The 11,868-nt window shown below is 71.6% G+C and carries 12 protein-coding genes; 3 read left to right on the top strand and 9 right to left on the bottom strand.

Going from position 1 to position 11,868, the window contains the following annotated elements:
• Positions 1–210: 210 nt before the first annotated feature.
• The 5 genes from H5965_RS28270 to H5965_RS28250 all read right to left on the bottom strand — a co-directional run bounded on the left by H5965_RS28270 (position 211) and on the right by H5965_RS28250 (position 4,302).
• On the bottom strand, positions 211–1,131 hold the full coding sequence (locus tag H5965_RS28270) for a zinc metalloprotease (RefSeq protein WP_310973368.1): 921 nt from the start codon (positions 1,129–1,131) through the stop codon (positions 211–213).
• A gap of 165 nt (positions 1,132–1,296) precedes the next feature.
• Positions 1,297–2,853, bottom strand: coding sequence for a helix-turn-helix domain-containing protein (locus H5965_RS28265; protein WP_310973367.1), 1,557 nt, complete (start codon positions 2,851–2,853; stop codon positions 1,297–1,299).
• Positions 2,854–3,175: 322 nt separating this feature from the next.
• Positions 3,176–3,487: a hypothetical protein gene (locus tag H5965_RS28260; protein WP_310973365.1), complete on the bottom strand. Its 312-nt coding sequence runs from the start codon at positions 3,485–3,487 to the stop codon at positions 3,176–3,178.
• A gap of 42 nt (positions 3,488–3,529) precedes the next feature.
• Complete coding sequence (locus tag H5965_RS28255) at positions 3,530–3,967, bottom strand: VOC family protein (RefSeq protein WP_310973363.1); 438 nt, start codon at positions 3,965–3,967, stop codon at positions 3,530–3,532.
• A complete protein-coding gene (locus H5965_RS28250; RefSeq protein ID WP_310973361.1) occupies positions 3,964–4,302 on the bottom strand; it encodes a helix-turn-helix transcriptional regulator in 339 nt (112 codons plus the stop codon). The genes H5965_RS28255 and H5965_RS28250 overlap by 4 nt, the downstream gene beginning before the upstream one ends.
• Positions 4,303–4,361: 59 nt before the next feature.
• Between H5965_RS28250 and H5965_RS28245 the strand changes: the two genes are divergently transcribed.
• Entirely contained in the window at positions 4,362–4,742 is a 381-nt protein-coding gene (locus tag H5965_RS28245; protein WP_310973360.1) for a VOC family protein, read from the top strand.
• Here the strand turns inward: H5965_RS28245 and rdmE are convergent.
• Positions 4,739–6,277, bottom strand: coding sequence for an aklavinone 12-hydroxylase RdmE (rdmE, locus tag H5965_RS28240; RefSeq protein WP_310973359.1), 1,539 nt, complete (start codon positions 6,275–6,277; stop codon positions 4,739–4,741). The genes H5965_RS28245 and rdmE overlap by 4 nt on opposite strands.
• 173 nt (positions 6,278–6,450) lie before the next feature.
• On the opposite strand from rdmE, the gene H5965_RS28235 reads away from it, so the two are divergent.
• Both H5965_RS28235 and H5965_RS28230 read left to right on the top strand, forming a co-directional pair.
• Positions 6,451–7,755, top strand: a complete 1,305-nt coding sequence (locus H5965_RS28235; RefSeq protein WP_310973357.1) for a bifunctional o-acetylhomoserine/o-acetylserine sulfhydrylase — start codon at positions 6,451–6,453, stop codon at positions 7,753–7,755.
• On the top strand, positions 7,752–8,861 hold the full coding sequence (locus tag H5965_RS28230; protein WP_310973355.1) for a homoserine O-acetyltransferase: 1,110 nt from the start codon (positions 7,752–7,754) through the stop codon (positions 8,859–8,861). The genes H5965_RS28235 and H5965_RS28230 overlap by 4 nt, the downstream gene beginning before the upstream one ends.
• 6 nt (positions 8,862–8,867) lie before the next feature.
• Here H5965_RS28230 and H5965_RS28225 read toward each other — a convergent pair whose 3' ends face one another.
• The 3 genes from H5965_RS28225 to H5965_RS28215 form a co-directional block, all read right to left on the bottom strand.
• Positions 8,868–9,374, bottom strand: a complete 507-nt coding sequence (locus tag H5965_RS28225) for a hypothetical protein (protein ID WP_013229665.1) — start codon at positions 9,372–9,374, stop codon at positions 8,868–8,870.
• Between the two features lie 49 nt (positions 9,375–9,423).
• Positions 9,424–10,011: a TetR/AcrR family transcriptional regulator gene (locus H5965_RS28220; RefSeq protein ID WP_310973353.1), complete on the bottom strand. Its 588-nt coding sequence runs from the start codon at positions 10,009–10,011 to the stop codon at positions 9,424–9,426.
• A gap of 137 nt (positions 10,012–10,148) precedes the next feature.
• Positions 10,149–11,747 carry a cellulase family glycosylhydrolase gene (locus H5965_RS28215; protein WP_310973351.1) on the bottom strand — a complete coding sequence of 533 codons (1,599 nt, stop codon included), beginning with the start codon at positions 11,745–11,747 and terminating at the stop codon, positions 10,149–10,151.
• Positions 11,748–11,868 lie beyond the last annotated feature (121 nt).

Here is an 11,868-nt window from a genome sequence, read left to right as displayed (position 1 = left end):
CAGTAGCTGAAAGGGTGCTTTCGACTCTGGGTGGGGGGCCGGCACTTCTCGAAGGTCGCGAATGACTCATTCGGGACCTCGGACGTCCCGAATGAGTCATTCGCGACACCGCCCGGCGAAGCGGAAGCAAACCCACCGGAAACGCCGTGAAGGCCTCCCCGAGAGACTCGGGAAGGCCTTCACGGGTTCCGCCGCGGGAAGACGGGAACCTCAGCCGCGGTAGGCCGACCAGGAGCTCTTCATCCGCGAGGCCTGGCCCGCGGTGAACTCGTACATGCAGCTGTCGTAGCTGTAGTCCATGAAGTTGTGCACCGGGTCCACGCCCGCCGACGAGCAGGTGTCCTTGCTCGCCGGGCAGCCCGAGGTCGCCGTGGCCTCGGCCGGGGTGTCGGACACGTAGTCGCCCGAACCCGAGCAGCCGCCCTGGAACGTGTGGTACAGGCCCATCCAGTGGCCGACCTCGTGGGTGGCCGTGTCGCCCTCGTTGTAGTTCGTCGCCGAGCGGCCCGGGAGGGACTCGTCGAGGATGACCACGCCGTCCAGCTTCGGCTGGGACTTGTAGTTCGACGGGAACGTCGCCCAGCCGAGCAGGTCGTCGCCGAGCTTGGCCGTGTAGATGTTCAGCGCGTTCGCGCCGCCCTTGCGCAGCGCGTTCTTCATGTTGCGCTCGGCCGAGGTGCCGTCGGTGATGCCGTTGTACCAGGTGGAGTTGTTCGTGTAGTCGGTGCTGACCAGCGAGAAGCTGAAGCCGCTCGACGCGTACGCGCTGTTCAGGACCGAGATCTGCTTGCTGATCGTGGCCGCCGGCAGGTTGCCGGTCGAACCGCTGGTGATCACGTGGAAGTACACCGGGATCGACACCGCGGCCGCGGCCTGGGCCGAGAACGCCGTGCGCTTGCCGGCGAGCTTGCTCTGCAGGTCCGCTTCCATGCGGGCCGCCTCGGCCGGGGACACCGAGTCGGCGCGCCCGTCCTTGCTGCGGTCCGCGGCGTGGGCGGGGGTGAAGCAGTCGCCGCTCGGCGCCGCGACGGCGCTCCCGGCTCCTGCCGCCGGGACGACCAGGGCGACCAGGGAGAGCGCGGACACCGCGCCCAGCTTGACGGCCTTGCCGAACCGCTCCGAACTGCTCATGGAGGAACTCCTCTTGCAACGACCCGGCTACCCCGGGTGGTGAAGAGAAAATGCGGCACGCGATCTTCCTTATCCACCATCTTTCGGCTGGAAAAGACACTCCGTACCATCGGCGCGATCCATGCGGACTAGTGCATACATCAGAAACTGGGCCGAACGGCCCAATCAGCTCCAGCGCACCGCGACGAGCTGGATCAGCAGCGCCAGCCGGACGTCGGGGTCGTCGAGGTCCAGCGGTACCAGTTCGAGCAGCTTCCGCATCCGGTACCGCAGGGTGTTCGGGTGGATCCGCAGCTCCCGCGCCGCCGCCCGCGGGTCGCCCGGGTGCCGCAGCCACTCGTAGAGCGTCTCGACGTACCCGGCCTTGCCCGATTCGTCGTGCGCGCGCAGGGTGCTCAGCGGGCCGAGGTCGGCGACCCGGGCCGCGGTCGCCGCGGTCGCGCCGCGGTGCAGGGTCAGCGACGTCCAGGCCTCGTCGAAGGCGATCACGCGGTCGGTGAGGATTTCGGCGCGCAGCAGGCCGAGGGCTTCGTCGGCCTGGGCGCGCGACGCCGAGAGGTCGGCGAGGCCGCCGGGGGAGCCCGCCGCCGCGCGCGGGGCTCCGCCGCGCCGGGACGCCGGTTGCGTGGCCAGGGCGTGGCGCAGCTCGGCCCAGCCGCCCGGGCCCGCGCGGTCCGGCACCACGGCGTAGAGCAGGCCGCCGAGCTCGGTCGCCACCGGGCGGCTGCCGATGCCCTGGGAGATCCGTTCGAGCAACGCGAGCCGCAGGCCCTCCGCGTCGCGCCCGTCGCCGCCGGTGACTTCGATGACGACCACACGGTGCGGCTCGTCGGACAGGTCCAGCTCCGCCATCGCCTTGCGCGGGTTCGCGTGGCCTTCGAGCACCGCGCGCAGCAGTTCGGCCGACGCGCGGCGCTGCGCGTCGGTGTGCGCGCGGCGCCGCAGCAGGTGCAGCGCGACGACCGGGGCGGCGTCGGCGAACGCGGCCGCACGCTCGTCGGACACCGGCCCGGCGACCACCGCCCACATCGACCCGAGCAGCTCACCGCCCATCCGGATCGGCACGATCAGCCGCGGCAGCGTGCCGTCGCGCTGGGCCGGGACGAAGATCGTCTGCCGGCCGCGGGACAGCTCGCGGAACACCCCGCGCGACCGGAACCGCGCGAGGACGTCGTCGGGGATGCGGCGGCCCATGATCGTGGCGACGCGGGCGGGGTCGGTCAGGTCCTGGCGGGCGGAGTAGGCGAGCACGCGCGAGTTGGTGTCCTCGATGGTCACCGGCGCGTCGACGACGCTCGCGACGGCATCGGCCAGCCGGAACAGGTCGCCGGACCCGGGATCGAGGTCCTCCGATTCGTCGGCCAGGGCGTCCAGGACGGTCCGCAGCAGCCAGACGAGCTGCGCCCACGACGTCGCGGCGTGCACCTGGATCAGCGCGATCCCGCTGGCCTTCGCGGCCCGCTTGACCGCCGGTTTCGCGGCCAGCGGCGGCTTGAGCAGGACGGCGGCCGCGCCCTGTCCGGCGCTCTGCTTCACCAGCTCGGCGGCGTCTTCGGGGCCGGTCGTGGCGACGCCGAGCACGAGGTCGCCGGCGGACAGCGTGAGGGCCCCGCCGGGTTCGGCGATGACGACGTCGGCGACGGCGGGCGAGTCGTCGGGCAGCTGGAGCGCGTGGAGCAGCGTCGGCCCCACCCGGTCGACCACGCTGCGCACCGATACCACGGGAGCATTCTCGCCGAGAAACCCGGCGACGGCTCGGTAGGGTCGCCGGGGTGAGCGAGGCCCGGCAGGGCGTGGAAAGCGGTTGCGACCGCGTGGCGCAGCACGCATCCGGACGACCCGCGCTCGCGCTCCCCGGATGTCACTGGCACGGCGGAACCGTCCTTTCCGGACGCCGGCTTCGACGCCGTGACGGCCTGCCGGGGCGGTGGCGGGCGGTCGTACCACCCCGGCAGGCGTTCAGGGGGAATCGCTCACGGCGCTCCCGGGATTTCTCCGAATGCCGAACCCTCCGATCGATTCCGGGTCCGGGAAGGCGCCGACTCTATTTCATCCCGGCGCGCGGAAAGGGTGCGGTGGCAGGCTGGTCCGGACGTGACGTGGCGGAATGGCAAAAGATGATCGACGAGGGCAAGGCGATTCTGATCGCCCGCGCGGTCGTCGACCGGACGACTTCCTTCGGTGAATTCGCCGCCGCGCTGACCCGGCGCACGGGGGTGGCCGGATTCGACTTCACGACCAGTGCCGGCCGCGCGAGCATGGCTTCTACCGGCTGGCCGCGCGCAAAGGCCTGGCGGTGCCCCGCACCCGCGGCGGGCGCCGGCTGTTCTGGGCCCAGCACGTCCGCGAGCTGCACGAACACTTCGCCGGAAGCGGACGGCGGCCCGCGGCCGGCTGATCAGATGCCGGATGGCTTCCGCGCGTCGATGTCCTCGGGCGTGTACTGCTCCCGCTTGGTCGTCAACGCCCAGCGGTGGCCGTCGGGGTCGACGACCCGGCCGTACCGCTCCCCGAAGAACATCTCCGTGACCGGCGCTTCGACCGTCGCCCCCGCGAAGACCGCGCGGCGGGCGAGGTCGTCCGGGTCCGCCGTTTCCAGCGTCAGCAGCACCGGGGTGCCGCCGATCGTCGACGGCGCCAGCGCGTCGAGGGCCGCGATCTCCTGGCTGACCAGCAGCCGCGCGTCGCCCACGGCCAGCTCGACGAACAGCACCGTGCCGTCCGGCAGCACCGTGCGGAACAGCTCCACCGCGCCGAACGCCTTGGCGTAGAAGGAAAGGGCGACGTTCACATCGCGCACGAACAGGTGCGGCACCAGGCCGAGCGGGCGGCTCACGCCGACTCCGGGCGGGCCGTCAGCCCCGCGTCCCCGGCCGCGGCGACCAGCCGGGCGAGCAGGGCCGTCTCCCGTGCGGCGGCCGCGCGGCCGGCCGGGGTGATCCGGTAGTAACGGCGGCGCGAGTCCTCGCCCGGGAGCTCCTCGGCCAGGTCGTCGGCGGCCAGCCGGGTCAGCGTCCGGTAGAGCGTCCCGGGTCCCAGCTGGACGGCGCCGCCGGTGACCTCGGCGACGAAGCCCATGATCCCGTAGCCGTGCGCGCGCCCGCCCGGCCCCGTCGCCAGCGCCAGGAGCACCTGGAACGCCGCGGGGGTCAGCGGGTTGCCGTCGGCCATGGAGGGAGCCTACACTCCGCCCTGGTTATATCCATGGTGGATATAGAGAGGCGGGAGTCATGCCCATCCGGGGAGTCGGCAAGGTCGTGGTCGGGGTCGAGGACCAGGCCCGGGCCAAGGAGTTCTGGTCGGCGGTGGTCGGCTTCGCGGTGACGACGGACGTGCCCTACGACGACCAGGGCCGGCGCTGGGTCGAAGTGACCGCCCCGGACGGGACGATCCTCGTGCTCAGCGAGAACCCCGAGGACCGCCCCCGCGCCACCGCCGGCCAGCTCCCGACGTCGAACTTCTTCCTGTACGCCGACGACATCGAGAAGACCTACGAGGAGCTGTCGGCAAAGGGCGTGGAATTCCCCGCGAAGCCGGAGAAGCAGCCGTGGGGCTGGTGGTCGATGTTCACCGACTCCGAGGGGAACCGCTTCGCGCTGCAGCAGCGCTAGCGCGAAAGGACCGCCGTCAGGACCCGCCGCAGTTCGCCGGCCGGGTCCTCGGCCGGTTCCGGGGACCGCCACGCGACGATTCCGTCGGGCCGCACCAGCGAGGCGCCGCCCCGCGAAAGGCCGTACCGGGTGGCGAAGACGTCGTCGTCGAGCACGTGGCAGTCGAGGCGGATGCCCTGCTCCGCCGCGGCCGGCCGCCACCGCGTGCCGTCGCCCGCGCACAGCAGCACCCACGAGTGCCCGAACAGGTCCACGGTGGACGCCAGGCCCGGCGCCCGGAAGCCGGGCCGCCCGGTCGGCGCCCGGACGTCCTCGACGCGCTCGCCGTCGTCCGGCTCCTCCGGCAGCACGGCCGTCGAGCGGTAGCGGAACCCGAGCGTGATCGCCAGCTGGTCCTCGGCCTTCGTCAGCCCGGAGACGTCGAGATCGGGGTGCATGCGCTGCTTCATGTTGTGCAGCGACGTGTCGATGACCATCCGCGCGATCGGCTTCCGCTCGGCTTCGTAGGTGTCGAGCAGTGCCGGGCCCGCTTCGCCGCGCAGCACCGCGGCCAGCTTCCACGCGATGTCCGCGGCGTCGCCGACCGCGGTGTTGCCGCCCATCCCGCCGGTCGGCGGCGTCACCTTCGCCGCGTCGCCGATCAGGAAGACCCGGCCGGTGCGGAACCGGTCGGCGAGCCGCGCGGCGATCTCCCACGAGCCCGTCCAGACGATCTCCGGCTCCAGGTCCGGCAGGTCGGTGGCGGCGCGGATCATCGCGACCAGCCGGTCGCGGGTGAAGTCGGCCGGGCGTTCGCCGCGGTCCGGGAAGTAGTCCGGCGCGAAGACGTACCGGTCCGGCACGTCGGTGGTGACGAACCCGGCGGTGAAGTCCGGGTGCTGCAGGTAGAACAGGTCGGTCAGGCCGGGGTGGACGCGGTCGCCGAGGTCGGCGTCGAACACCACGCCGAGGCAGTGGCTGAGCGCGTCCACCCCGGTGGTCCCGATGCCGAGCCGCTGCCGGATCCCGCTGCGCCCGCCGTCGGCGGCGACGACGTAGTCCGCGCGCACCACGGTTTCTTCGCCGGACTCGCGGTCGCGCAGCGTCGCCGTGACGCCGTCGTCGTCCGGCGCCAGGTCCGTCAGCTCGGTCCGGAACCGCACCCGCGCGCCCGCCTTTTCCGCGTGCGCCAGCAGGATCGGCTCCACGACGTCCTGGCCGGCCATGGCGGCGGGCAGGGTGGTCGACGCCGAGACGTCGAACTCGCTGCCGTCCTGGACCAGCTGGTGCAGGACCCGGCCGGCCAGGCTGGTCGCGACGGTGATCCGCAGCCCCTGCGCCGCCCGTGGGCTGGCCGCCAGCACCTCGCGGTCGATTCCCGCCCAGTGGAACAACTCCATGGTGCGCCAGTTCTGCCCGGCGGCGCGGGAGTGGACCGACGTCCCCGCGTGCCGCTCCACGGTCAGCACGTCCACTCCGGCATGCGCGAGGAACAGCGAGGCCGACAGCCCGCCCAATCCCGCCCCGACGACCAGTACCTGTACCCGCTCGGTCATGTGTATCTCCCCATCTGTGAATCTCCCTGGCAGATATCTTAGACACAAAGAGATTCATCCGGCAAGGCAAATCGGCTCCCAGGACGTGGGAAGGGTTGGGTAGGCCGTTCGGCGCAAGTAGCTTCGCATTCGGCAGCCCTCCGCGAACCCCTTGAGCCGCAAGGAGAAAACCGATGACCGAGACCTCGGCGTGGTCCTTCGAGACCAAGCAGATCCACGCGGGCGCCGCGCCGGACCCGGCCACCGGGGCCCGGGCGACACCGATCTACCAGACGACGTCGTACGTATTCCGCGACAGCCAGCACGGCGCCGACCTGTTCAGCCTGGCCGAGCCCGGCAACATCTACACGCGGATCATGAACCCGACCCAGGACGTGCTGGAGCAGCGGCTCGCCGCGCTCGAAGGCGGCGTCGCGGCGCTGGCGTTCGCGTCCGGCTCGGCCGCGACCACGGCGGCGATCCTGAACCTCGCCGGCGCGGGCGACCACTTCGTCTCCAGCCCGTCGCTCTACGGCGGCACCTACAACCTCTTCCACTACACGCTGCCGAAGCTCGGCGTCGAGGTCACGTTCATCGACGACCAGGACGACCTCGAGCAGTGGCGCGCCGCCGTCCGGCCGAACACGAAGCTGTTCTTCGCCGAGACGCTGGCCAACCCGGGCAGCAACGTCCTCGACATCCGGGGCGTCGCCGACGTCGCGCACGAGGCCGGCGTCCCGCTCGTCGTCGACAACACCGTGCCGACGCCGTACCTGCTGCGCCCGATCGAGCACGGCGCCGACGTCGTCGTGCACTCCGCGACGAAGTACCTCGGCGGCCACGGCACCACGGTGGCCGGCGTGCTGGTCGACGGCGGCACGTTCGACTTCGGCAAGAACCCGGAGCGGTTCCCCGGCTTCAACGAGCCCGACCCGAGCTACCACGGCCTGAAGTACTGGGAGGCGCTCGGTCCCGGTTCGTACGCGGCCAAGGCGCGCGTGCAGATCCTGCGCGACACGGGCGCGGCGATCTCGCCGTTGAACAGCTTCCTGATCCTGCAGGGCATCGAGACGCTGTCGCTGCGCCTCGAGCGGCACGTGTCGAACGCGCAGGCGCTGGCCGAGTGGCTGGAGCAGCGCGACGAGGTCGAGAAGGTCTACTACGCCGGTCTGCCGTCGAGCCCGCACTTCGCCAACGCGCAGAAGTACCTGCCGCGCGGCGCGGGCGCGGTCCTGTCGTTCGACCTGCGTGGCGGCGTCGAGGCGGGCCGGAAGTTCGTCGACGGCACCGAGCTGCACAGCCAGCTGGTGAACATCGGCGACGTCCGCAGCTTGATCGTGCACCCCGCGTCGACCACGCACAGCCAGCTGACGCCCGAGGAGCAGCTCTCCAGCGGCGTCACGCCCGGGCTGGTCCGGCTCGCCGTCGGGCTGGAGGGGATCGAGGACCTCAAGGCCGACCTCGAAGCCGGATTCCGGGCGGCCAAGGCGGAGCTGTGACCGTGACCGGCGCCTGGCGGATCGGCGATCCGCCGGGCCGCCGGAAGTTCGTCACCGGCCCGGGCGCGCTGGCGCTCGAGGCCGGTGGCGTGCTGCCGTCGTTCACGCTCGCGTACGAGACGTGGGGGACGCTGAACTCCGACGCGTCCAACGCGGTCCTCGTCGAGCACGCGCTGACCGGCGACAGCCACGCGGCCGGGCCCGCCGAGCCGGGGCACCCGAGCGCCGGCTGGTGGGACGGCCTGATCGGGCCGGGCAAGGCGCTGGACACGAACGAGTTCTTCGTCGTGGTCCCGAACGTGCTGGGCGGCTGCCAGGGCTCGACCGGGCCGTCGTCGCCGGATCCGGACGGGACGCCGTGGGGCAGCCGGTTCCCGGTGGTGACGGTGTGGGACCAGGTCGCGGCCGAAGCGGCCCTGGCGGACGCGCTGGGCGTTTCACGCTGGGCCGCCGTCATCGGCGGGTCGATGGGCGGGATGCGCGCGCTGGAGTGGGCGGTCTCGCTCCCTTCGCGAGTGGCTTCGGTGCTGGTGCTGGCGTCGACCGCGCGGGCGTCGGCCGAGCAGATCGCCTGGGCCGCCCCGCAGCTGCACGCGATCCGCAGCGACCCGTTCTTCCGTGGTGGCGACTACTACTCGGCGGCTTCGGGACCCGTGGCCGGTCTGGGCATCGCCCGGCGGATCGCGCACGTCACCTACCGCAGCGAGCCCGAACTGGCCCAGCGGTTCGGCCGGCTTCCGCAGGACGGCGAAGATCCGCTGCGCGGCGGCCGGTTCGCCGTCGAGTCCTATTTGGACCACCACGCGGCCAAGCTGGCCCGCCGCTTCGACGCCAACAGCTACCTGGTGCTGACGGAGTCGATGAACACCCACGACGTCGGCCGCGGCCGCGGCGGCGTGGCGGCGGCACTGGGCCGCGTGACGGCGCGGGCGGTGATCGCCGGCGTCGACAGCGACCGGCTCTACCCGCTGTACCAGTCGGCGGAGATCGCGGCGGGCATCCCGGGCGCGCCAGAGCCGTCCGTGGTGACGTCGCCGTACGGGCACGACTCGTTCCTCATCGAAACCGGCCAGATCGCGGCCCTGGTGAAGCAGCTGCTGGGTTAGGGGCCCCTAGTCGGAGACGGCTTCGGAGATCCAGGGGGCCACCGGGAGGTCCCGGTCCAGGCATTCGACCGACAGCCGGATGGTCCAGCGCAGTGCCTGCAGGACGAGGCTGTCGACCTCGTCCGGGGCCGCGTTGGCGAGGGCGATCTCGACCTGTTCCTGCGCGGCTTCGGTGTTGCCGTGGACCTCGGCGAGCAGCGTCCGGACCGCGGTCCGCACCGGCGGGTCGGCCTGGTCGATCGAGACCTCTTCGCCGTCCTCGTCGAACACCTGGACCTTCACCGGGGCGCTGCCGCCGTCGCCCAGGGTGGAGACCATCGCGCTGCACTCGCCGAAGAGCAGCAGCATGAGGGCCTTCGTCTCGTCCGCGCGGGCCTGCGGCTCGGCGGCCGACGGGGCGACCTCGCCCAGCGCTTCGGCGTCGTCGCCGAGGCTCAGCGCGGTCAACGCGCGCTGAGCCTTCTCGACGAGCCGGCGCTCCTGCTCGCTCCAATCCGGGTCCACGTGCCCCATCAAACACCACGACGGCGCTCGGCGGCACACCTTGATCCGCCGATGACCTTCAGGCCGCGCGAAGGGCACCCAGCGCGAGCCGGCAGAGCAGTTCGGCCAGTTCATCGTCACCGAGATGGCGGTTGTACGGCGTCGAGTTGATCAGTCCGAACACGGCGTGTGCCGCCGACCGCGCCTGCCGTTCCCCCAGCTCCGGGACGGCTTCGCGGATGACCCGCACCCACACCTCGACGTACTGGCGCTGGAGCGCGCGCACCTGCTTGCGGTCGGCGTCGGTGAGGTTGGCGAGGTTGCGCTCCTGAACGGTGATCAAGGCGGGGTGCGCGAGCGCGAAATCGACGTGGAACCGCACGAGGCCGGTCAGCGTGTCGTCGGGTTCACCCGGGTGGGCGGCTCGGGCCGTGCCGCCGTCGAGCAGGTAGCGGCTGATCGAGTTCAGCATCTCGCCGAGGATCGCGTCCTTGCTGCGGAAGTGCCGGTAGAGCGCGGGGCCGGAGATCCCGACGGCGGCACCGATGTCGTCGATGCCGACGCCGTGGAAGCCGTGGTGGGCGAACAGCTCGGCGGCCGCGGACAGGATCTGTTCGCGCCTGCTCGCCTTCTCGCCGTTCACGAGAGGGGTGGGGTTGGCCGGCATCCGGTCAGTTTAGAGCGGCAGGTTAGCGAGCGCTAACGTCCCGGTTCGCCGGTCCGCTCGCGCTGTGAGCCTGCTCACCCGGCTCGTCGAGGGGACCCTGGCTGCGGTACCCGGCGGGCACCGCAGCCAGGGGCCGGTCAGGTGGTGCAGGCCGCCGAGCCGAGCTTGACGGCCGAAGGTGTGCCCGACGGGCCGTTGGCGGTGAAACCGAGCGCCACCGCCGCTCCCGCGCCCAGGGACGGGCTGTAGGACGGCGCGCTCACTGTGACCGTGGTGCCGGCCTGGGTGAAGGTGCCGTTCCAGCCGCTGACGACGGTCGCCCCGGCGGGCAGGGTGAACACGACCGTCCACGGGTTGGCGGCGCTCGTCGCGGTGTTGGTGACGGTCAACGTGCCCTGGAAGCCGCCTTGCCAGGAGTTGTCCAGCTTCCACGCCGTCTTGCACCCGCCCGTGCCGCCGCCGGTCGTCGTGGTGGTGGGGGTGGTCGTCGTCGGGTCGGGGCCGCCGCCGGTGGGCGGGATGAGGTACGGCTGGAGGATGCTCTGCTTCGCCTGGTTGACCGTGGTCCAGTCGTCGTTGAGGATGCCCCCGGTGTCCCCGGAGTTGGGGTTCCACGACCAGTAGGTGAACGAGATGCCGTTGACGCCGGTGCCGGTGTAGGCCATCAGCTTTTCCAGCCACACCTTGTCGACCGGGTTCGCCAGCGTGGTGCCGAACTCACCCATCATCAGCGGCGCGATGTTCTGCTTGTACAGGTAGCCCCAGTAGTGGTCCCAGATCGCCGTCAGGTTCGCCGGGTAGTCGGGAGCGCTGAACCACGGCTGGTTGTAGACCGACGTGGCGTACTCGTGCGGGGAGTACACCACCCGGTTGGCCACCGACAGGCGTACCGGGAACTCGCCCGCCTTCGACAGGTTCCCGCCCCACCAGCCGCAGTCCTCGTCGTTGGACGGGTCGCCGTCCCACACGTTCGACAGCCCGCCGCTCGGGCAGCTCACGCCCTCGACGAAGATCAGCCAGTTCGGCTGCACGGCCAGGATCGCGTTGCCGGCGCGTTCGGCGGCCAGCCGCCAGTCGCGGGCGGTGTCACCGCAGCCCCAGCACGCGCCGGTCGCGGCCGGGTTGGTGCCCTCGGCGTGCGGCTCGTTGTGCAGGTCCGCGCCGATGACCGTGGTGTTGCCCGCGTAGTGCTGGGCGAGGGTCTTCCAGTCGTTGATCCAGGTGCTTTCCGGGACGCCGGCGGTGTACCAGAGCGCGGTCTGCCCCGCGCTGGTCGGCCGGTGCCGGTCGAGGATGACGCGCATCCCCTTCGTCCCCGCGTAGCCGATCACCTTGTCGAGGATCTGCAGCGGGGACAGCCCGATCAGGTCGGGGTTGGTGTAGTCGTTGATGCCGGTGGCCGTGGCTCCGGGCTTCAGCGCGTCGTCGGAGAACGGCACGCGCAGGGTGTTGTAGCCCAGCTGGGCCATCTGGTCGAGCTGCTGGCGCCAGGTCCGGCTGGACCACAGGCCGTGGAAGGTCTTGTTGTCGGTCTCCATCCCGAACCAGTTGATGCCGGTCAGCCGAACCGTCGCGCCCGTGCTGTCCAGGATCTTGTTGCCGCTGGTGTGCAGGTACCCGGCGCCCGTACCGCCGGCCGCCGCCGCGACCTGGCCGGTCGCGCCGAAGGCCACCAGCCCGCTCGCGGCCACCACGGCCGCGGCCAGCACGCCGAACGCTTTTCTCCACTGCGTCATCTGCTCTCCTTTGAGCAATACGTGATCCTGGGAGCGCTCCCAGACGAGGTTAGCGAACGCGGTCACGGTGTCAAGGGCGTGGCGTGAACCCCGTCCGTCGTCCGGCTGGGGGTAACCCACC

Origin of the sequence: Amycolatopsis sp. 505 (assembly GCF_031625235.1) — a bacterium.
Lineage (GTDB): Bacteria > Actinomycetota > Actinomycetes > Mycobacteriales > Pseudonocardiaceae > Amycolatopsis.
Note: the sequence above shows the minus strand (reverse complement) of the source record. Positions and strands in the feature narration are given on the sequence as shown.

Coding starts and splice junctions, on each gene's coding strand:
- H5965_RS28270 (WP_310973368.1), bottom strand. CDS start 1,131: ATGAGCAGTTCGGAGCGGTTCGGCAAGGCCGTCAAGCTGGGCGCGGTG.
- H5965_RS28250 (WP_310973361.1), bottom strand. CDS start 4,302: ATGGCCGACGGCAACCCGCTGACCCCCGCGGCGTTCCAGGTGCTCCTG.
- H5965_RS28245 (WP_310973360.1), top strand. CDS start 4,362: ATGCCCATCCGGGGAGTCGGCAAGGTCGTGGTCGGGGTCGAGGACCAG.
- rdmE (WP_310973359.1), bottom strand. CDS start 6,277: ATGACCGAGCGGGTACAGGTACTGGTCGTCGGGGCGGGATTGGGCGGG.
- H5965_RS28235 (WP_310973357.1), top strand. CDS start 6,451: ATGACCGAGACCTCGGCGTGGTCCTTCGAGACCAAGCAGATCCACGCG.
- H5965_RS28225 (WP_013229665.1), bottom strand. CDS start 9,374: ATGGGGCACGTGGACCCGGATTGGAGCGAGCAGGAGCGCCGGCTCGTC.
- H5965_RS28220 (WP_310973353.1), bottom strand. CDS start 10,011: ATGCCGGCCAACCCCACCCCTCTCGTGAACGGCGAGAAGGCGAGCAGG.
- H5965_RS28215 (WP_310973351.1), bottom strand. CDS start 11,747: ATGACGCAGTGGAGAAAAGCGTTCGGCGTGCTGGCCGCGGCCGTGGTG.